The sequence below is a fragment of the Nostoc sp. JL34 genome (assembly GCF_017114945.1).
Lineage (GTDB): Bacteria > Cyanobacteriota > Cyanobacteriia > Cyanobacteriales > Nostocaceae > Nostoc.
Genome location: NZ_JABXKQ010000175.1, coordinates 75,708 through 96,039 on the forward strand (window position 1 = coordinate 75,708; position 20,332 = coordinate 96,039).

The 20,332-nt window shown below is 42.1% G+C and carries 17 protein-coding genes; 6 read left to right on the forward strand and 11 right to left on the reverse strand.

Going from position 1 to position 20,332, the window contains the following annotated elements; translation table 11 throughout:
• Window positions 1-50: 50 nt before the first annotated feature.
• Together HWQ44_RS31575 and HWQ44_RS31580 are read right to left on the reverse strand one after the other, a co-directional pair.
• A complete protein-coding gene (locus HWQ44_RS31575) occupies window positions 51-764 on the reverse strand; it encodes a 2OG-Fe(II) oxygenase (RefSeq protein WP_292726132.1) in 714 nt (237 codons plus the stop codon).
• Window positions 765-811: 47 nt separating this feature from the next.
• A complete protein-coding gene (locus HWQ44_RS31580; RefSeq protein ID WP_292726133.1) occupies window positions 812-1,438 on the reverse strand; it encodes a CDP-alcohol phosphatidyltransferase family protein in 627 nt (208 codons plus the stop codon).
• 460 nt (window positions 1,439-1,898) lie between these two features.
• On the opposite strand from HWQ44_RS31580, the gene HWQ44_RS31585 reads away from it, so the two are divergent.
• Entirely contained in the window at window positions 1,899-2,786 is an 888-nt protein-coding gene (locus tag HWQ44_RS31585; protein ID WP_292726135.1) for a class I SAM-dependent methyltransferase, read from the forward strand.
• A gap of 882 nt (window positions 2,787-3,668) precedes the next feature.
• Here HWQ44_RS31585 and HWQ44_RS31590 read toward each other — a convergent pair.
• Window positions 3,669-4,847, reverse strand: coding sequence for a zinc-dependent alcohol dehydrogenase (locus HWQ44_RS31590; RefSeq protein WP_292726137.1), 1,179 nt, complete (start codon window positions 4,845-4,847; stop codon window positions 3,669-3,671).
• Between the two features lie 574 nt (window positions 4,848-5,421).
• A complete protein-coding gene (locus tag HWQ44_RS31595) occupies window positions 5,422-7,077 on the reverse strand; it encodes a B12-binding domain-containing radical SAM protein (protein ID WP_292726139.1) in 1,656 nt (551 codons plus the stop codon).
• A gap of 339 nt (window positions 7,078-7,416) precedes the next feature.
• On the opposite strand from HWQ44_RS31595, the gene HWQ44_RS31600 reads away from it, so the two are divergent.
• A complete protein-coding gene (locus HWQ44_RS31600) occupies window positions 7,417-9,036 on the forward strand; it encodes a cyclic peptide export ABC transporter (protein ID WP_292726140.1) in 1,620 nt (539 codons plus the stop codon).
• A 38-nt stretch (window positions 9,037-9,074) separates the two neighbouring features.
• Here HWQ44_RS31600 and HWQ44_RS31605 read toward each other — a convergent pair whose 3' ends face one another.
• Window positions 9,075-9,833, reverse strand: a complete 759-nt coding sequence (locus HWQ44_RS31605; RefSeq protein WP_292726142.1) for a D-Ala-D-Ala carboxypeptidase family metallohydrolase — start codon at window positions 9,831-9,833, stop codon at window positions 9,075-9,077.
• A gap of 190 nt (window positions 9,834-10,023) precedes the next feature.
• Between HWQ44_RS31605 and HWQ44_RS31610 the strand changes: the two genes are divergently transcribed.
• A complete protein-coding gene (locus tag HWQ44_RS31610; protein WP_292726144.1) occupies window positions 10,024-10,254 on the forward strand; it encodes a DUF6737 family protein in 231 nt (76 codons plus the stop codon).
• Between the two features lie 257 nt (window positions 10,255-10,511).
• Here HWQ44_RS31610 and HWQ44_RS31615 read toward each other — a convergent pair whose 3' ends face one another.
• Together HWQ44_RS31615 and HWQ44_RS31620 are read right to left on the reverse strand one after the other, a co-directional pair.
• The gene (locus tag HWQ44_RS31615; RefSeq protein ID WP_292726146.1) at window positions 10,512-10,868 is read right to left on the reverse strand and encodes a hypothetical protein; all 357 of its coding nucleotides are present in this window, start codon (window positions 10,866-10,868) and stop codon (window positions 10,512-10,514) included.
• A gap of 74 nt (window positions 10,869-10,942) precedes the next feature.
• Entirely contained in the window at window positions 10,943-11,086 is a 144-nt protein-coding gene (locus HWQ44_RS31620) for a hypothetical protein (RefSeq protein WP_292726147.1), read from the reverse strand.
• Between the two features lie 1,438 nt (window positions 11,087-12,524).
• Between HWQ44_RS31620 and HWQ44_RS31625 the strand changes: the two genes are divergently transcribed.
• Entirely contained in the window at window positions 12,525-13,715 is a 1,191-nt protein-coding gene (locus HWQ44_RS31625) for a sensor domain-containing diguanylate cyclase (RefSeq protein ID WP_292726149.1), read from the forward strand.
• 91 nt (window positions 13,716-13,806) lie between these two features.
• On the opposite strand, the gene HWQ44_RS31630 is transcribed toward HWQ44_RS31625, so the two are convergent.
• The 3 genes from HWQ44_RS31630 to HWQ44_RS31640 all read right to left on the reverse strand — a co-directional run bounded on the left by HWQ44_RS31630 (window position 13,807) and on the right by HWQ44_RS31640 (window position 17,449).
• Window positions 13,807-14,397 carry a thioredoxin family protein gene (locus HWQ44_RS31630; RefSeq protein ID WP_292726151.1) on the reverse strand — a complete coding sequence of 197 codons (591 nt, stop codon included), beginning with the start codon at window positions 14,395-14,397 and terminating at the stop codon, window positions 13,807-13,809.
• A gap of 106 nt (window positions 14,398-14,503) precedes the next feature.
• On the reverse strand, window positions 14,504-15,175 hold the full coding sequence (locus HWQ44_RS31635; protein WP_292726152.1) for an O-methyltransferase: 672 nt from the start codon (window positions 15,173-15,175) through the stop codon (window positions 14,504-14,506).
• Between the two features lie 363 nt (window positions 15,176-15,538).
• Entirely contained in the window at window positions 15,539-17,449 is a 1,911-nt protein-coding gene (locus HWQ44_RS31640) for an acetate--CoA ligase family protein (RefSeq protein WP_292726153.1), read from the reverse strand.
• A 316-nt stretch (window positions 17,450-17,765) separates the two neighbouring features.
• On the opposite strand from HWQ44_RS31640, the gene HWQ44_RS31645 reads away from it, so the two are divergent.
• Window positions 17,766-17,969 (forward strand): hypothetical protein, encoded by a 204-nt coding sequence (locus HWQ44_RS31645; RefSeq protein ID WP_069074004.1) that lies wholly within the window; start codon window positions 17,766-17,768, stop codon window positions 17,967-17,969.
• 355 nt (window positions 17,970-18,324) lie between these two features.
• Entirely contained in the window at window positions 18,325-19,179 is an 855-nt protein-coding gene (locus HWQ44_RS31650; protein ID WP_292726156.1) for a cyanophycinase, read from the forward strand.
• Between the two features lie 84 nt (window positions 19,180-19,263).
• Here the strand turns inward: HWQ44_RS31650 and HWQ44_RS31655 are convergent, their stop codons facing one another.
• Window positions 19,264-20,184, reverse strand: coding sequence for a M23 family metallopeptidase (locus tag HWQ44_RS31655; RefSeq protein ID WP_292726157.1), 921 nt, complete (start codon window positions 20,182-20,184; stop codon window positions 19,264-19,266).
• Between the last annotated feature and the right edge of the window lie 148 nt (window positions 20,185-20,332).

A 20,332-nucleotide genomic window follows, 5' to 3' on the forward strand; every position in this document is an offset into this window, starting at 1 on the left:
CGTATATTAACGAATTCTTAACATGGAAGAAACAGTAACTCTGTATCGCCTCAACTGCGAAACACTTGGCGAAAACCAAAATAGGCGATCGCGTCTTTCATATTTGAGACAAAACGTTTTAAGATACCCATACGAGTGTCGGTGACGTACTCCAAAGTCAAGACAATGCGCTGTTCATTGTCACCTAAAGGAGTAACTCTGTGGTAAAGTTTGTCACCATTGAATAATACTAGAGTACCAGGGGTTATAGAGAGCGATCGCATTTCCGTCTCCCGTTCAGGAATATCCTTGTAGAGTTGATATTCCAGCTTACTGGATGAATTATCAACTAAACCAAGCAACACTGTATAGCGTTTCCCGCGATAGTAAGAGGTATCATAATGATACTGGATATGATCTCCAGGCTCAGTGTAATAGTACAGTGCGTAAGTATGGGGATCAGCATCAGGACAGGGAAGCAGTTTTTCTACTGTAATTTGGTTGAGGAAATCGCAAAAGGCACTGAGTTGATAAAACTCTCCGAAAATCGGAGCAAGGCTATCTAAGCTATAGCGACTGATACTACCGCCCTTTTTATGATTGGGAATATAGTTGCGGTTGATAGCAGGTTGCAAAGATGGCAATAACACCAAAAACTGCTCGATGATGGAGTTCGGGACAAAGTTCTCCACTACCAAAAATTCATTTTGAGCTTGAAACTCAGCTTGAAGTTTCTGGTAATCAACGGCTGCTATAGCTTTATCAATTTCAGTTTGAAGCTCCATTGATGTCCATTGATAATTATTTATTTATTCTCTCACTGCTTCCTTATCTAGTTTGATTTCGGCTGCGGGAGTGTCCAAAATTGCCAAATTACCCATACTGCAAAGGTTGGCGCACCAATTGTCGCTGCCATTAATAACGGCTCTAGTCCATTCAGCAAGGGAACTATGGGAAACAAATACAGCACATCTTCAATGTCAAAACCGGCGAAATTTGGTTGACGGCTGGCGTCTTTACCTAAACGCTGTTCCATTTTGTTTCGCAAATGAAAGATACAAGCAACAGACACGCCAGATACTATCCCCATCAGCAACGCCCACCAACCAAGTTTTCCCTCTCTAAGACCATATCCAATACATACAAACAAAAGAATGTGGATAATGGCGTCACTCGCAAGGTCATATTGATGTCCCCATTTGCTGCTTTTCCCACTCAAACGAGCTAATTCACCGTCTGTATGATCGAGAAAGTTAGATAAAGCAAATAGCCATGCCCCAATGTTAACCCAAATGGTATCACCAACTGTGTAGGCGTAGCCTGTCGTAGACATCGCTACAGCAGCCGCCAACCCAGTTACAAGTCGCACCGTGGTGAGATGATTGGGGTTTACCCAACTATCTTTTAGAGGTCGAACTAGCCAGTAAGCAAGTTGAGCATCCCAAGGCTTTATGGTCATAGATAAACTTGAATTTGATGTGGCCTTTGAATTTCCATAACACTGTAAATTACCACATCTACATATAGATATAGATTTTTATTTAATCAGGACTTACGCAACTGGCACAGTGCGATCGCTATTTTGTAGTGTTTATGTAATACAAAAATGGGGTGTTGGTGAAGTAGAACGAGTCGTACTCACTATTGATTAGTGGCATAATTCAGCACTATCCCAAACTTCCAGCGCTATGCTATCTCTACCGTTATTTCTTTGCCATTGGTAAATTGGATGAATTTCATTACTTTATAAAATATTAAAAGTATATTTTTATACTAATTTGTCTCTTGCTAACTGAAATCATCTATCTAAAGACAGTTTTGAGAAGATTAAGAAGCAAATATGCTGCTAATAGCAATTTAGAATAAGCTCTGCTCAGTTTATACTGAGCTGAGGCAGGATCTTAACAGATGTAATAGCTATGCCAACTTCTTCATATTCAGTTCTCACTCCTTATATTGGTGCTGATTTGAGAGTGGATTTAGATAAACAAAATATTCTAAATTTTCCTATTTCTACTTCCAGTCCAGCCATCCAAGCGAATAGCTATTACTTTGGGCATCCTTTATGGGCAAAAAACTACTTTGAAAGCTGTCATCGAGATGAAGTGTTTAAGTCCTGCTGGCAGGCGGCGATGGGTAGTTGGGATCATAAAATTGTTGTAGATATTGGTTGTGGCCCAGGCAATTTGTATGCAACACTTGGGGGAAAACCACAATTGTTAATTGGTGTAGATGTTAGCTATGGTGCATTGTCTATGGCTCAACGTCTTGGCTATACACCAGTAAGAGCAGATGCTCACCACCTTCCTTTCATTGACAATTTTGCTGATATCGTAGTACTGAATGCCACACTACATCACTGTGAATACATGGCTGTAGTGTTAGAAGAAGCAGCGCGTTTAGTTCGTCCAGGCGGCATCCTAATCACAGACCACGATCCTCAGTTGACTGCCTGGAACTTCCAAGGATTAGGTTTGTGGCTATGGAATTTACGCTTATGGCTATATCGGCTGATCAAACGAGGAGGTCATACCTCAGCAGCAGAGCAAGCTTGGGCATTAGCAACTGAAGTTCATCACCGACCTGGAGATGGAGTAACGCCAGAGTTTTACTATAAAATTCTGGAGCCGCTTGGCTTCAGTGTCAAGGTTTATCCCCATAACCATACGGTTGGTGCAGAAGTATTGCTTGGCAATTATGGTAAATCTGACAAGAAGTATCGTTTCGCTCAATTGTGCTCTCTTATAAATCCTAATTCTCCACTTGCAGCCTTGTCGCTGATGTGTGTTGCCACACGCCATATTTAATAGAGAAACTACGGATAGTTGCTGTGGGCATCGCAGTAAAAGCCCTCAATGACGCAATAGTGGCAGGAGTGTTGGGCGGCTGACCCATACAACAGGTAACTTTCCGACTACTGCCTTCCCGGAGTTTAGTACGAAGCAATTAAGGGACTTCCAAGAAAGAAATTATCCAATCTTGTGGGGTGGGCATCTTGCCATTGGTGTCAAGTTAAGCTCAAACTTCCTATGTCAATAAGCATTTAGGCTTAAAAATTCGGTTTTCAAGGGACAAAAAACGAACTTTTTCATGGACTATTAATGCTTTGTTTATTAGCATCACTCCCAGCTTGCGTATAAAAGTCAGAAAAAAGTTCACCTTTATACTTCCTTCCTAACAAAACCTATCGTTGACAAATGGGTTTTAACCTTAAGTTGACACTAATGGCATCTTGCCCGCCTTCGACTACGGGCGGGCGAGACGCCATTGGTGTCAAGTTAAGCTCAAACTTCCTATGTCAATAAGCATTTAGGCTTAAAAATTCGGTTTGAAAGGGACAAAAAACGAACTTTTTCATGGACTATTAATGCTTTGTTTATTAGCATCACTCCCAGCTTGCGTATAAAAGTCAGAAAAAAGTTCACCTTTATACTTCGTTCCTAACAAAACCTATCGTTGACAAATGGGTTTTAACCTTAAGTTGACACTAATGGCGAGACGCCCACCCCACAATAAATAGTTGTACATTTTTTTATTTGGAAGTCCCTAAGTTGTTATATGAAGCTTATTTGATGTTGTCTTAACTGTCCTTACGTCGTTAGATGTATTTAAAGAAGGGTTGCGTCAAGCAACCCATGCAGTTCTACCATGAATCCCACGGCTTCAAGCTGTGGGCGTATCAAAAGATTTCAAGTGGACTGACCTGGCTTAAGCACAATCTTGATACACTTGTCTTGCTTGTGGCTGAAAATTTCGTAGCCGTGCGGTGCTTGATCTAACGGCAGACGATGGGTAATCACGAATGATGGATCGATATCGCCATTTTGAACGTGCTCGAGCAACGGACGCAAGTACCGATGAACGTGTGTTTGTCCCGTTTTCATCGTCAAGCCTTTATTCATGAAAGCCCCCATAGGCATCTTGTCTACAAAACCAGTGTAAACACCGGGAACGGACAGAGTACCGCCTTTGCGACAGGCAACGATCGCTTGACGTAGCACATTGGGGCGATCAGTTTCTAGACGCACTGCTTGCTTGGCCTTGTCATAGAAGCCTTCCAAACCCAAACCGTGAGCTTCCATACCCACCGCATCCATTACCGAGTCGGGGCCGCGTCCACCCGTCATTTCTTTTAAGGCTTCACCCACCTCGACCTCTTCATAGTTGAGGATTTCTGCCCCACCGGCTTTTGCCATTTGGAGGCGTTCGGGAACGCGATCGATTGCAATCACCCTCCCAGCACCTAGAAGAAAGGCACTTCTAATCGCAAATTGCCCTACAGGGCCACAGCCCCAGATCGCCACCGTATCTTCAGGCTGGATGTCACAGTTTTCCGCAGCCATGTATCCGGTGGGGTAGATATCAGTCAGAAACAAAACCTGTTCGTCTGTCAGCCCATCTGGAATCTTGAACAAACCAACATCGGCAAAGGGAACGCGGGCATATTCGGCTTGACCTCCCGCGTAGCCCCCTGTCAAATGAGAGTAGCCGAAAAGACCCGATGGGGAATGACCCATCATTTTTTCTGCCATCCAAGCATTGGGATTGGAGTTATCGCACAGCGACCATAAATCCCGATTGCAGAAGAAACACGAGCCGCAGGAAATGGTAAAGGGGACGACAACGCGATCGCCTATATTTACATTCTTGACAGCACTACCCAACTCAACGACTTCCCCCATGAATTCATGACCCAGGATGTCGCCCTTTTGCATCGTAGGATTGTAGCCATTATAAAGATGTAAATCAGAACCACAAATCGCCGTTGACGTGATTTTAACAATAGCATCACGCGGATTAATAATTTTGGGATCGGGTACGGTTTCGACTTCTACCTTATTAGTACCTTGCCAGCAAACTGCTTTCATTTGTTGAATTTCCTTAAGTTAAGTTCTTTGCTGATGCTGTTAGCACAGGCGATCGCACCCTATTTAAATAAGAGTGCTAATTGAGCATATTTGCTTGATTAGGTGCAAATTACTTGTTGGCTGACCCCGGCTCACTGGTCAACGAACTGTTTATAACCATCCAAAACTCCTATGTAACTGCTCCACACTCGCTTGCTATGGCTTGCTTTTCTCGCTACCAAAGAGTTCTGCGTGGACTACGGGCTTTCAACTCTTACAATCTTAGGCAGGTAGCAGTGTGATTGCGTCTTTCCAAGGAAGTATCGCGAGTGTGTCTTCAAGGTTACTTTTCTAGAGTTGCGTATATACCTCTGATATCATGTTCGGGTAAAGACTTATCATTTATACCGCAGGGGTGCAGGGGGCAGGGAGCAGGGAGAAAGAGGTTTTCCTGATTTTTGCACGGATGCGGTAATCATAAGTAATTAACCGGACTTGATATGACACACTTTCAGCCTCTCAAAACTTATTTTTCCATAATCGGAGAGAAGGCTCCCGCCATAATCTGTGATTATGGAGGATGTCAATTGTGATGTTAGCTACGAACTTTGGTAAGGATTTTTTGGGAATAGAACGAAGCGGATTCTTCGTTTTTGGCGCAATCTTGGGCAAACTTAATTAGATGGTGTCCGACAAGTCCAACGTGAATCAAGTTTTCAATATCACCTGCTTTTAATGCTGGCTTGGCCATTTTCCAGAAAGTTTGACGATAGTTACTAAATATACCTATCCGCAGCAAAATATTAGCTAAATAAGTTAAACCTTTGCGAATATTAGCCCCAGAAGTGCGAGCTGGGCTGTTAGGTACTTCGATGCGGTTTGGATAGGTGTGTTCCATGTTGTAGGCAAACCGCTGATATAAAAATTCCGGCTCATAAGCAGTTGTGATGCAGCGCCGCCACATCTCAACAACTTGCTCATAAGGCATCAAAAACTCAACATTTGATTCGCGGCTTTCATCAAAGAGAAGTCGTCCTTCTGCTTCTAACCTCCGCCATAATGGAGTTCTTGGTAATGCATGAAGTAGGTTAATTGTCAACATGGGAATTTGGGATGCCCGAATAAATTCGATAATTCGGTCTGCTGTTTCTGGTGTGTCTGTATCTAAGCCGATGATGATTCCTGATACTACTTCCATGCCATAACTATTTAAAACCTGAATCGCTTTTAAGATTGGCATACTCAGATTTTGGTCTTTGGAAATCGCGTGGAGAGCATTTGGTTCTGGTGTTTCGATACCACAAAAAATTGTGCAGAAATAAGCTTCGCGCATCATTTCCAGCAGCTTTGGACTTTGAGCTAAATTCAGCGTTGCTTCACAGGCAAACTGGATGGGGTAGCCATTGCGCTTTTGCCAGTCAATCAGGTGAGGAAGCAACTTCATGGCGGCGCGGCGATCGCCAACAAAGTTATCATCGACAAAATACACTGCTCCCAAATTGCCAGATTGTCGCATTGCATCTAACTCCGCAACTACTTGCTCTGGTGTTTTCATCCGGGGACTGTTGCCATAGAGTTCGGGAATATCACAAAACTCGCAGCGATAAGGGCAACCACTGGAAAACTGGACATTTGCCAGGAAATAATCATTGATATTCAGCAAATGATAAGCTGGGGTGGGAAACTGTGTTAAAGGTAAACGTTCCTTGCTTTCAAAGCGAATTTGCTGTTGGGGACGTTGCGAGTTTTGGTCTAGATATTCGATCAGGCGATCGCTTCCATCTCCCAATTCACCCAAATTTAAAATGTCAAACTCAGGATAATATTCTGGACACCCAGATACCGAGGGGCCACCCACAACTGTAATTTTCCCGGCTCGATGAGCAAGTTCATTAATTTGATTAATCTGTGGTTTTTGGATATGCATTCCACTCACAATCACCACATCAGCCCATTGATAATCAGCCCTCGTTGCTGATTTAACATTTTCATCAATAAACCGCACTTCCCATTCTTTAGGTAAGTAGGCAGCCACAATTAAAATACCTTGGGGTGGCATAAAAGCTCGGACACTACCCATAAGTGGGTAAGCGTGATGAAAAGTACCAAAGGAGCGGCTGTACTTGGGAAAAATACACAGAATGCGTCGATGGTGCGAAGGAACGTAGCGGGTTCCTTGAGTGACAGGAGCGGTTTTGGAATCGGCCGCTACATTAATTTGGTTCTCTAAAGACTTTAAATTCACAGTCATCGCAAATTTCACCCTGGAAAACTGAGCAGGTAATTTGACAGTTTCTTGACAGAATTAGCTGTAATTCCAACTAGCTTACCAAAGAAAGGCAAGAGGCAGAAGGGATTATAAATGTATTTTTGCTCAAAACAAAGTTCTGGCGATTATAAATCACCCAAACTTGCCTTCTGCCTGATTCATGGTGATATTTGAAGGGGTGTTTAACTGGTAAAATATAAAATCTACCCTAGCAATGCAAATTTAATTGGTTGGCAAACAACTATTATGGAAATCGCGCATGGGACATAAAAAGAGAGATTTTCATTTTTTGTTGTATCCAATTGGGTATAGGCATCTGTCATGAATTTGATTTACTTTCTTTTGCGTTCTTCGTGGGGGATGGTAGCGATCGCGATCGCTACTGGATTTTTGAGTGGTGGTAGTAGTGCTGGCTTGATTGCTTTAATCAGCCATACTGCAAGTAGCGGTAGTGCTTCGGGCCTCACATCGATAATTTGGGGTTTTGCAGGGCTGGCAATAGTTGCACTAATTACCAGTATCATTTCTCAAGTGATGCTGATTCGTCTTTCTCAGAATGCAATTTTGCAATTACGGATGCGTTTGAGTCGTCAAATTCTCGCTTCCGAGTTGAGTCATCTGGAACGCTTAGGAAATCCTCGATTATTGGCAACTCTCACAGAAGATATTCAGGCGGTTGCTAATGCTGTTTATCAGATGCCTTTTATCTTTATTAATTTAGCGATCGTCCTGGGTTGTATAACATATATAACTTGGCTTTCTTGGTTAGTATTATTGATGGTTTGTGGTATTTCAGTAGTTGCGATCGCTAGTTGTCAGTGGCTACTCAACAGAGGTGGTAAATTACTGGCTCTAGCTCGTGAAGACGAAGATCATCTGTTTAAACATTTTCGCACCATTACCGAAGGAGCCAAGGAACTCAAACTAAACTATAAGCGGCGTGAAGACTTTTTAGAAGAAAAACTACAATCAACTGCTAACGAGTTCCGTGATCACAATGTTAATGGTCTAACCCTTTTTGCCATAACTTCAAGTTGGGGTCAACTCATATTCTTTTTTGCTCTTGGTTTTGTACTGTTCGCACTGCCTAATCTGCTTACCATCAATCCCGAAACTCTCTCTGGCTACATTTTGACTTTCACTTACTTGGTGTTACCAATGGATAACATCATCAGCAAACTTCCCCTATTAAGTAAAGCCAGCATTGCCTTACAAAAAATCGAGTCACTGGGTTTATCTCTAGCTAGTCGAACTGAAATATCAACTGTTCCACCTGCCCTGAAATATGATTGGCACAGCTTAAAATTTAAAAGTGTTACCCATAGTTACTACACAGACCAAGAAGATAATAGCTTTATCTTTGGCCCCATCGAATTGACACTATATCCTCAAGAATTAGTCTTCATTGTTGGCGGCAATGGTAGCGGAAAATCTACATTAGCTAAACTAATTACCGGACTTTACATCCCGGAAAACGGCGAAATTTGGCTTGATGATGATTTAATTAGCGAACAGAACCGAGAATGGTATCGCCAGCATTTTTCCGTGGTATTTTCCGACTTTTATTTATTTGAAGAACTTTTAGGATTAAAAAATTCTCGCTTGGATGCTCAAGCCACAAAATATTTACAACAACTGCAACTAGACCATAAGGTGAAAGTTGAAAATGGACAACTTTCGACCACTGCTCTTTCTCAAGGACAACGGAAACGGTTAGCTTTACTCACAGCTTACTTGGAAGATCGACCAATTTATCTATTTGATGAGTGGGCAGCCGATCAAGATCCAGTATTCAAAGAAATATTCTACACTCAACTTCTCCCAGAACTGCGATCGCGGGGCAAAACAGTGCTGGTGATTAGCCATGACGATCGCTATTTTCATTTAGCAGACCGAATTATCAAACTTGACTATGGAAAAATAGAGTATGACAAAACTTAACCTATCAAGGTATATTAAAAAGTCATCAGTGATACTGTTTAAGGATAATCAAAAACTACGCGATCGCCAGGACGCCAATCACAATGCACGAAACCTCTATGCATTCCTCTTCCCAATCCTGTGCAATCAGAAGCGCGACAAACTTGAAATAAACGTTGCAAGTTGCCATCAAGAGGGGAAAGATCGATTGCTAGTCCTTGGATATGCTGAGAATTGCGAGCGCCTTTTTGCTCCCGATTAACAGCAGGTGGACGATAACCAGAAGTAATCTGGATTGCACTGCCATATTTATCACGAATTTTACCAAAACCTTTTGTTGCTCTGATAATATTGTTAGCGATCGCGTTCGACTCTGGAACCCTGGTACATCCCTTAGTGAATTCTCCCCAAGTTAAAGGGATACTAATTACTATCAATTCATTCTCATAAACAATATTTCCATTTGGTAACTTCAGACTCCTACCAGTCTTACTACCTTTACTTGATTCAGGTATAGGTTCTGAGTGATCATTTTGTTCAGTGACTTGATGCTCCTCTGCTATTTCTAGTAATGCAGCAGCTGCGGACGTACCCAACAATTCTGGAGAATCTAGCCAAACACTCTCTTTGAATTCTGCAAATGCTTTTTGGGTTAAATCGCCTGTAATGCCATCAACTTCACCTGTGTAAAGACCTTTCTTTTTGAGTAGGGACTGAATTTCTTTGATAGTGTCAGCATCGGATTCGGCAAGTTTGATCGTAGTCTTGGTAGACTGAATTTTTGCTAAATTAAGAAATTCCCCTAAAACAGTTGACATTGAAGTATCTCCCATAGTTGCAGTTTTAAGTCTGGAAGCTTCAGTTTCTTGTTTAGTAATGACCGAAAATTATTCCGAGTGATACCAATAAACTGCTGCTAATACTCATATTAGTTGCGGAATAAAATTATAATAGTACCCTCAAGGGTACTATTATAGGGAATATTTGGAATTTTACTAAATAAAACTAATGTCTGAACAAAAGCCCATAAGTCCTTGGAACTACAAACCTTGGTGGTGTCAGCCCTGGTCTATAATTCTCACAGGTGTAACATTGATTGGTGGTAGCTGGTTACTATTTAAAACTATCTGGCTCACAGTTCTCGTTTCTATTCCTGTAGGAACGTGGATGGGATTTTTTGTGTTGTTTTGGCCGCAATTGATGATTCGCAGTGGGATTTTGGAGTCGGATAAAGACTAATTCAAACTTGATATAATACTGGAAATTGCTCCCGATAGAAAAAATGATTCTCCCGATTTCAGAAATTTAGCAGCAAACTTTATTTAACGATTGATCCTGTTCTAACGGTTTTCCTGAAATAATTTCCAGTGTATCTATCAAGTAGTATAGGACTCCGATTTGATTTATGAAAACATCCTGAGACTGAAAAGCCTGTTTGATCGGGGTTTTATCGGAAATTTTGTTCAAAAATCAGATATGAGTCCTATAGGTGAGTCTTATTCAGGCAATATTTCATCTATGCTGAGTACCCACGGTATACCTTTACCGACTGGAGGACTAACAGTAATTCTACCTCTGTTAGTAAATTTTTTTAACATGCCGGTGAATTTGGGAACAGTTTTCATAATGTTATGATAACTTTCTATATCAGGGCAAATCATGATTAACATCAGAATTCCACTATTGATTTTGAAGTACCAATGGCAACTTGACAACAAAATACGTGTAATGCGATCGCCCGCTAAGAAAAAGTTTTGTTTAGTTGCTTCTTCGAGTTGTCTAAACAGTATTTCACTCAATTGAATTGTCAGATTTGAAGGCAAATCATCTGGAGATAGGTACGGCTGGTTCATAGGATTTTTGGGTGCTTTAATAGATTAACAATCTGAGAGTTTTGCCGGATTAATATTGCAGAACATTCCAGTTTTTATAGTTCTTGCTCTGGCGTCACAATCCACAGCAAATCTAACCATAATTGAGGATAAGCTTTCTTCAGCTTCGATTTGGAATCGTGCAACAAGTTCGTAGCATTCAAGCAAACAACTTCAACTAGCCCCACATATTCTGCCACTTTTCTCAGTAATTTTTTTCTGCTATTACAGCAGCAATCAATCTGTCAGGACAATAAAGGCGATACACGCTCTTTTTGAGTTAGAATTGAGCCTTTTTACATAGCAGTGGCGTAATAAGTTCCATATTGGGTGAGCTTGCTCGATAATTAGGGTAAATTGTTGGGCTAAACCTTCAGCGAGTCTGCGAGCATCGGAAACCTCTGCTCAGACTTTTGTCTCCGACACGCTACGCGAACGCAAAATCCAAAATGGTATAACATTTACCCATCCGGCAGAATTGCTTGGTAGGTTTTCTCCGGCTTATATTACTTGCCTATCAAGCATCAAAGCTGAAACTGATTATTAAAACTGTATCAACCGCTGCTCTATACCAAATTAATTGGTATAAGCTAATGTTACTAAAGAACAATTTCACAGAGAACTTCTGAACGACAGGCGGATGAATTTAAGCAAAAATTTTTGCAGGTTGCAATATAATTGGCGATGTTTATGATATTCTAGTTATAGAGGGAATCAAGAGTGCGATCACATGAAAAATCTTTGAGTAAAAATGGTATACATTCAAAGATTGTGCCTTGCCTTCGTAGATGCGAGTTAAATCCGCTAAAGCTTTTTGAAACTGAGAGATTCAAGCCAATGAAGCAGGATAGCGATGTTCGTAATAACTTAAAATCAATTAGAACCCATCTAAGCATGAGCTAGCAAGGCTTGGCGAACACATCTGCTTAGGTCATAGTTTTCCAGGCTTTGAGTTTCCTTATATCGGGTCATCGCTGCGTAGAAGCGCAGAGATGATCAAGACTGTGCTGCAAAGCGATCGCTCATCAACCAACAGACTCAGAAAACAAACAATTGTAGGATAAATTATCATGTCCGACGAAAACGGTAAAGGCGGTATTGGTAAATCTACTAGCTCACAAAATATCCAGGCAGGTATATCCACTGGTTTTAAGATACAATTAATTGCTTGACTTTTAAGACAGTCGCTACAAAACTAGGTTTTTAGGACGTGTGTGTACACCGTAACCTTAAGGAAGAGTTCAACTATTGCTCTCAAACCCCATCTAATTCCAAGCTACTAAATCGTTCGCGCAGCCTCAGATAGAGAACAGATGCAAAGAAGAAGTTCCGAGGGTTAGGCATCATGTAAAAATAAGTTGTACAAATTTAATTTGGAATAAGCTGTCAGCCTTACTTTCCAATTAAAAGTGTTCAAGTTATTTTTGCGTGACTCCTTAAAAGCCGAACCTTGGACTTCCCCTATGTATACATAAATTAACAGTATCAAAAACATTAAGTATTAATAAAGGACTTTGACAGTATAATAAGTTTTGATAATTTTTAGCTGATATTGATTATTTTTAACCTGGCTTTGGGCAAAAGACCTTGTAAGCATCTACATACTTAGGGAATTTGCACAGTCAAAGCTAGGGTGACATGAACAACAGAGCAAACCAAAGGCATGAAGAACATCATGTAATACAATATTTCTGTGTACTCAACCGAATGTTGATTTTCTTTGCAGAGATGTTTATGTCACGCAGCCTTGCTGCTGGAGAGGTAATCCTGTGGTTGTTGCAAAATTTCCCGCGTCCCAGACTTTCCTGGCTAAGGCTCAGACACTCATCTGTGAAAACGCAAGCTGTTCCTCTACCTAACAATGAAGCAGAAAGACTCAAAGCATTGGCAGACTACAATATTCTGGATACCTTACCTGAAGAAGCATTTGATGATATAACTGCTCTTGCTGCTTACATTTGTAAGACTCCAATTGCTTTAATTAGCTTAGTTGATAGCGATCGCCAATGGTTTAAATCTAAGGTTGGACTAAAAGCTAGGGAAACACCTAGAGAGTTGGCTTTTTGTGCCTATGCCATTCTTCAACCAGAAGATATATTAGTAGTTCCTAACGCCATCAAGGACGATCGCTTTAATAACAATCCCTTAGTCAAAGCTAATCCTAAAATTCGTTTTTATGCTGGCGCCCCACTAGTTACGCCCAATGGTTTTCCCATTGGGACATTGTGCGTGTATGATACCATTCCTCGGCTTTTAAGTTACCAGCAGTTGGATGCACTGCGCCGCCTAACTCGTCAGGCGATCGCTCAGATGGAACTAATTCAGGAAGTTCGCAACCGCAAACAAGCGTCCCTGACCGATGAATTAACAGGTTTACATAACCGACGTGGTTTCTTCCTGATGGCTGAACAAGAGTTAAAAATTGCTCACCGCATGAAAGTCTTGTGCTGGGTTATCTTCATTGATTTAGATGGGCTAAAACAGGTTAACGACACCCTTGGTCACGATATGGGAGATACCTTGATTATTGATGCTGGTCGATTACTCAAGCAAAGTTTTCGCAACTCGGATATTGTTGCCCGCTTGGGTGGAGACGAGTTCATTGTTTTTATCTCTAGCCACTTTCAGGACGCTGATAGCATCCAAGCTTATTTACAAGCAAATATCGCCAACTTTAATCAACAGCCAAACCGTAGCTATGAACTTTCGATGAGTATGGGGATAGAACGTTACTCACCAGAAAGCAATATGTCACTAGAAGAACTAATCACTAGGTCTGACGAATTAATGTATGCTCAGAAGCGTCTCAAGCGACAATCTATTGCGTAAAGGGGACTGGGGATTAGGTAGATAATGCACAGGAAGCGTCGGGGTGTAAATCCCTTATATAACAGTCTTTAATTAAGAATTACGAATTATTTTAATTTACCACTTGGCTACCATGACTGCGGGGATCGTCTTGATTCACCGCTGGTGCGACTGGGGCTGAAAATTTGGAAACTTTACCGCTAGTTTGAGCATAAGGGAGAGACGAACCAGTAACCAAAGCTTCTAAGTTGCTAGCCATAATCGTGCGGGGTTGATCGCCGATCGCTTGGGCTATGGTTTCTCCTTGCTGACTCAAAAATACAAAATGGGGAATCCCATCTACCCGATATCTCAGCATTTCCGGCAGCCACTTGGTATTATCTACATTCAGCATGACAAAATTCATCTTGTCAGCATACTCTGTTTCTAGTTGAGTGATATCTGGTGCCATTTTTTGGCAGACAGTACACCAATCAGCATAAAACTCTACCAGAGATGGTTTGCCGTTGCTGACGGCTACTTCTAACGGTGTGGAAGTCTCGCTTAACTTGGCTAGAGTTGCCGAGGTTGTTTCAGTTCGCAATCCTAAGACAAGGGAAACACTAAGTGCGATCGCTACCATTACAATTAAGAAGTTTCTCAGACGCTTCCCGAATGTGGATTCAGGTTTTTCGGGAGAATTAACAGGTGAGTCACTACTCATAACAGAATTATTAAAACTTATTAAGTACTTTCATTCTTTAGTTTAGCTTTAGTTAAACTCAATGCCCTACTGGTCAAGAATAGGAGAACCTCATTTCGGGCTTGGCTTAGTCAGTGGTGACAAGGGCGAGTACGAAGCCATCATACCCTTTGCTGCCCACAGTCTGGATTGCCGTAGCGCTCACGCGCCTCTCGGTGGCAAGTAGCTCGTTGAAGCGGCGCACCCCCTGGATGCTGGGATCTTCGCTGGCGGCATTGACTACTTCTCCATCACGTACAACGTTATCGGCAATGATCAGGCTGCCGCGACAGGAGAGCTTGAGCGCCCACGCCAAGTAATCCGGATTGCTTGCCTTGTCGGCATCAATGAAGATCAGGTCAAATGGCCCGCTACCCTCAGTGGCGAGCTGCTCTAGGGTAGAGAGCGCCCGCCCGAGGCGCAGCTCCACGATCTCAGCCAGACCGGCGCGGGCGATGTTAGCGAGGGCGACTTGGGCGTGCTTTGGGTCAGCCTCCAGCGTGATTAAGTGACCGTCAGGGGGCAAGGCCCGCGCCAGCCAGATTGTACTGTAGCCCCCCAGGGTGCCAATCTCTAAGATTGTGCGTGCTCCTTGAAGTTGCGCCAACAGCAACAGCAGCTTGCCCTGGTTCGGGGAAACATTGTGTGGTGGCAGACCAGCCACAGCGCTGGTATCGAGCGCGGCATCCAGTGCAGGATCAGACGGCACAAGCAAATCGGTGAAGTAACGGTCAACTGCGCTCCATTGCTCCTGAATCATAAATCCTTGCTTCACAGCGGTTCCTACACAAATCCAAGATTAACAGGAATTACGCAAAAATCGTCAATTTTTAAATGTATGGAATACAAATTATTGTAGGAGTCTTATATATTGCATACGTGTCAACTAAACGTGAAACCCTTGCAATGAGGTTATATCAAGCCTACTCAATTACCAATTAAGTCGTCGGAACCCCACCCCTCCTCCCCGCAGGCGGGGAGGGGATTAAGGGGTGGGGTAAAGCGCCTGTGGGATGAGCGTTTGAACTTAATTTGACACCAATATATTGTGCACCTACCTCTATGGTCTATTCAATTGAAAACCGTTGTAAATTACAGCATCCGAATTTTTTCAGTACCCAATTTACAAAATCGCTCCAGTTTCTTTCAAATAAACCCGCGTAAATGGTTCATCTTCACCCAAAGTATAATCTTCAATCAAGCCTTTGCGACGAATAGAAATATCGTTGCCTTTTCTAATCACCACAGTCGAACCATCGAAAACATCCCGCACCAGAATCATCTCAGCTTCGGTGGGATTATCCAAAACTACGATATTACTATTCTGGTAAAATACACCCTGTTCTTCTAAGATATCTTCAGGGTACGCGGCAATTAGCAAATCAAGTTTGGGATGACGCAGCAAAGTTTGGACATTACTGTTGTAATCTTTGCTTAATACTTTTTTCGAGCGATTCACAAAAACGGCATCACGACAAACAGCACCTATTGTCCAGTTGGGATTTTGCAAAAGGATATGGTCAATCGTCGCTTGCAGTTCTTCAACTGAGATTTTGTTAAAGGTAATAATGGGTATTCTGGCATCTGTACCCGACTCAAAAAAGGTTTCTAAAATATGAGAAGGCACATCAACGCTTTCACCAACAGAAGGTTTAAGATGCATTAAAACGCCTGGTGCAGCGTTGATTTCCAGGATGGCAAAATTACTAGATTTCCAAGATTCTGCGAGACTTTTGGTAATGACATCAATACCGAGGCAAGTCAGTTGGAAATGTTGGGCAATATCTTGCGCCAAGATAATATTGTCATCATGAACAGTTTGGGTTGCATCGATGCTCATACCTCCGGCTGAAAGATTGGCGACTTTACGCAGGTAAACAGTGCGTCCCTTCTCAATCACGCTGTCTAATGATAAGCGCTGTTCGTCTAGGTAGAGTTCCATCGCTTCATCGATCTGAATTTTACTCATCGGTGAAGTTGGCGTGTCTAAACGTGCAGGTTTGCGGTTCTCTTGGCGAATTAACTCTGCAAGCGTTAAGTACCCATCACCGACAACCGATGCTGGACGGCGTTCTGTAGCGGCGACGAATCGACCATTGACACACAACAAGCGAAAATCTGAGCCTGAGATGCTTTTTTCAACAATTATTCGGGTTAACTGATCTTCGGGAATCGCTGCTAGTGCTCTGTTATAAGCAGACATCAGTTCTTTTGAGTCTTGCACATCAGCCGTGACGCCAATTCCTTTGTGACCTACCACTGGCTTAACTGCCACTGGGTAGCCAATTTCTCTTGCGGCTGCCAAGGCTTCCTTCTCTGTAAAGACAATATTACCTTCAGGCACTGGGAAACCCAAGGTTTTTAAAAATGCCTTACAGTCATCTTTACGGGTAGTGAACTCCGAATCTAGATGGCTATCACAGTTAAATGTTGTTGCTATCCCCCGGACGTGTTTTTTTCCCAATCCGTATTGCATCAATCCTTCTTCCCACAAATAAAAGGCGGGAATACCTTTCTGGTAGGCTGTTCGCAATAGGGCGTAAACCGTGGGGCCACCGTAGACAGATGCGCGAAATCTATCTTGCAGCTTCACCAGTTGTTCATCAAAGGCAAAGTCTTCATCTTGAGTAATGGCTTCAAACCAATCCCAAACAAAGTAAACTACCTCTCTGCTTGTGCGTTCATGTAGTGATTGGACACTAATCCGCGTGAGACTTGGATATGGTTTAACACTCCAGTGGTTGAGGTGTAAATCCATGTCCAACTTTCCAACTTCGGACACAATTTGGGCAAAAAGATGGGCATAGGATTCGTAGGTTTGATCGCGCAGGTTTGGATAGCGATCGCCAATGCTCGCAATATAATCTTCAATGGGCAAAGGCTTTCTAGACTCAACTAGAGTAAAATCAAATACTAGCGCCCCTATATCTAAATAGGGGTTTGGCCCAATGTAATGCTTGAAGTTGAAAATATCGAATACATCAGTTCTTCTAGCATTAATGCGGACTAAATCACTGCTTTTTTGTAGAACCATTGATTACGAACCTTTAGCTAAACACCCTGAAATTTAAATGCTGAGTTGTGGTTACTCAGGCTTATTGATTGTAGATTGATTCACATTTATTTTGGAGAGTGATGGCTTTGCAATTAAGCTAGTCAGAACCCACGCTAACTCTATTGTTAAGCATTTTTAACTATCTTAAGGCATAATTAAATCCCCATTCCCCAGCCAAGAATCAAGATCAGTCAATTCATCCTCATGAATCATCAAAGATATAACTTTTGAAGGGTGCAACACTCACACAATAATTTGTATAAATAGATGTGGGGTACTAAAAAGACAGCAAAGTATGAATAGCACACAAGCTGCTCTAAGAGATGAAATTCGAGAACTTGCTGAGGAAGCTTTTCACCAAAAGCTGATCTCTGGACATGGAGACGGGGCAGACATGAATGAGTATCAAATTGTCTACCAAGGCAAGCCCAGACATCTCCCACTAGAACAAGCACGTTTTTTCTTAACTAATTTGCTTTACAGAAGTCGGATTCATTAGGACTTTACTATCAGACATTTAGTTGCACCCAGCTAAACTTAATACCAATTACTGGCGATCGCTCGGTAAATCTCCAATCAATCAATCAATAATTAGTAATATAGCCAACAATGCCTCTAGAAAATGCATCTAGAGGCAGTTGACGTTGTAGATTTTATTTAGTCGCGGAAAAATCAGGTAATTTTTCGGAAAAATCTTTTGGTCTAATTGCGATGTCTAACGACAAGCCGCTTCTCTACGAGACGCTACGCAAATATTAACCCTACTTCTATCAAGTAATCTATCAAAGGGATGATTTTATACATTGAATTGTCATGGTTTAGTGAAATTTATTAACTCAAATTCAGGGGGCATTATGGTGGAAAGTAATATCAAACGGCAGTTGGTAATTATTGGGGGAGCCGAAGACAAAGATGGGGATTCCGTAATTCTGCGGGACTTTGTACGACGCGCTGGAGGTACAAAAGCGTACATTGTAATTCTGACAGCAGCAACAGAACTACCAAGAGAAGTGGGAGAAAATTATATCAGAGTGTTTGAGCGGCTGGGAGCCGAAAATGTTCGCATCATTGATACAGAAACCCGTGAAGATGCATCTTCATCTACCGCATTGGAAGCTATTAATAAAGCAACTGGGGTATTTTTTACTGGGGGAGATCAAGCTCGTATTACCAGCATCCTCAAGGACACCGAAATCGATGTTGCGATTCACAAGCGGTTCTCTGAAGGTGTAGTTATCGCAGGCACTAGTGCCGGAGCTGCTGTGATGCCAGATAAAATGATCGTGGAAGGTGACTCCCAGACACATCCTCGGATTGAAACTGTTGAAATGGGCCCAGGTATGGGATTTTTACCAGGGGTAGTAATTGACCAGCATTTTTCTCAACGTGGACGCTTGGGACGCTTAATTTCAGCTTTAATACTAGAACCTGCTGTCTTGGGATTTGGTATTGACGAAAATACCGCGATGGTAGTGACAGATAACCAAATTGAAGTGATTGGGGCAGGTGCGGTTACGATTGTTGATGAATCAGATGCTACATATAACAATATGGGCGAAATTTTGAAGGATGAGTCTTTGGCAATTTGTGGAGCAAAGCTTCATATTTTGCCACATGGTTTCAAATTTGACCTGAAAACCCGCCAACCTATCCTAAATAATGGCTCTGTGCCAAATAGCTCTGTACCACTTGCTTCAGTCAACATCTGACTTTAACAGAAACCCTTGATTTTCTCTTAGTCCAGGTCGGTGGATGAGAGGTTGTCTAGTAGCGACTTCTAGTCGCCCAATACTTTATGGCGATTTTGTTAAAGTATAAAAACTGTCAGCACGAATCTGACTGCCATTTCGCCAAACTTCCACTCTTTCAGGAGTGATTAGATAAGAAAAACTACCATTGTCTGCTCGATATCTGCTTTTACCAATATTTAAAGCTTGTATCTTCATAGGCTTGCTTGGGTCTTGCTTTAACTGCCCAATATAAAAGAACTGACCATTTTCTTCACAGACTTTTACACGAGTGCTTGCAGTCTCACCTTCAATAATCGTAATTCCATTGCATTTAGTATCAGTGCTTACAGGTGCAAAATCTATTGGAATTGATTGTGAAGGTGAAAATTGCTTTGCTACTGGGGGTAGGGGTGGCGAGACTAGGCGGTTCGGGTTATCCCTTTGCTGAACTCTAGAACCAGGAGTGACACTTGCAGTTAAGGCTGTCAACAGACGAAGAGGGTCAACTGCTATTCGACCATTTGGATGAACTTCAAAGTGCAGATGAGGTGCTGTACTATTGCCTGTAGATCCCATCTCGGCAATAATTTGACCTTGAATGACCTGTTGATCTTTGCTCACCAACAGACGACGATTATGACCATAAACAGTAATGCTGCCATCAAGATGTTTAATAGTTATGGCATTTCCTAATCCCCAATTATCCCAACCTGCTTTGACAACTGTACCGGATGCAGCAGCAACAATAGGAGTTCCATCTGCCCCGGCAATATCAATTCCTTCATGTTGATATTTGCGGAAGCCTTGAGAAATAAACCCTTGAGTCGGCCAGATTAAGTTAGAAGCAGGGATAGGAGTTTGCCTAATTGGGGAATCACCTGCTAACTGTGTTAGGGCAGATGTAGCTGTACTTAATACAGCGGTTAAAGATATTAACCCAATTAGTCCATAAGTACGGTATCGAAAAACGATAGCTTTGGTCATGATTTGCAAGCCTATTAAAACAACATAGCAGTTTGCAGTTGAGTTCAATACAGACCTAACCCCCAACCCCAACCCTTGTAGCGTTGGAGAGTAAGACTCAAAAACTCTCTCTTAAAAAGATAGAGGAATGAAAGTGAGGTCAAAAATG

Excerpts from the sequence above, each read along its gene's own strand:
- HWQ44_RS31630 (WP_292726151.1), bottom strand. The coding sequence starts at position 14,397 with ATGAGTAGTGACTCACCTGTTAATTCTCCCGAAAAACCTGAATCCACA.
- HWQ44_RS31650 (WP_292726156.1), top strand. The coding sequence starts at position 18,325 with ATGGTGGAAAGTAATATCAAACGGCAGTTGGTAATTATTGGGGGAGCC.
- HWQ44_RS31610 (WP_292726144.1), top strand. The coding sequence starts at position 10,024 with ATGTCTGAACAAAAGCCCATAAGTCCTTGGAACTACAAACCTTGGTGG.
- HWQ44_RS31640 (WP_292726153.1), bottom strand. The coding sequence starts at position 17,449 with ATGGTTCTACAAAAAAGCAGTGATTTAGTCCGCATTAATGCTAGAAGA.
- HWQ44_RS31585 (WP_292726135.1), top strand. The coding sequence starts at position 1,899 with ATGCCAACTTCTTCATATTCAGTTCTCACTCCTTATATTGGTGCTGAT.
- HWQ44_RS31615 (WP_292726146.1), bottom strand. The coding sequence starts at position 10,868 with ATGAACCAGCCGTACCTATCTCCAGATGATTTGCCTTCAAATCTGACA.
- HWQ44_RS31600 (WP_292726140.1), top strand. The coding sequence starts at position 7,417 with ATGAATTTGATTTACTTTCTTTTGCGTTCTTCGTGGGGGATGGTAGCG.
- HWQ44_RS31645 (WP_069074004.1), top strand. The coding sequence starts at position 17,766 with ATGAATAGCACACAAGCTGCTCTAAGAGATGAAATTCGAGAACTTGCT.
- HWQ44_RS31655 (WP_292726157.1), bottom strand. The coding sequence starts at position 20,184 with ATGACCAAAGCTATCGTTTTTCGATACCGTACTTATGGACTAATTGGG.
- HWQ44_RS31635 (WP_292726152.1), bottom strand. The coding sequence starts at position 15,175 with ATGATTCAGGAGCAATGGAGCGCAGTTGACCGTTACTTCACCGATTTG.
- HWQ44_RS31580 (WP_292726133.1), bottom strand. The coding sequence starts at position 1,438 with ATGACCATAAAGCCTTGGGATGCTCAACTTGCTTACTGGCTAGTTCGA.
- HWQ44_RS31590 (WP_292726137.1), bottom strand. The coding sequence starts at position 4,847 with ATGAAAGCAGTTTGCTGGCAAGGTACTAATAAGGTAGAAGTCGAAACC.
- HWQ44_RS31595 (WP_292726139.1), bottom strand. The coding sequence starts at position 7,077 with ATGACTGTGAATTTAAAGTCTTTAGAGAACCAAATTAATGTAGCGGCC.
- HWQ44_RS31625 (WP_292726149.1), top strand. The coding sequence starts at position 12,525 with ATGAACAACAGAGCAAACCAAAGGCATGAAGAACATCATGTAATACAA.
- HWQ44_RS31575 (WP_292726132.1), bottom strand. The coding sequence starts at position 764 with ATGGAGCTTCAAACTGAAATTGATAAAGCTATAGCAGCCGTTGATTAC.
- HWQ44_RS31605 (WP_292726142.1), bottom strand. The coding sequence starts at position 9,833 with ATGTCAACTGTTTTAGGGGAATTTCTTAATTTAGCAAAAATTCAGTCT.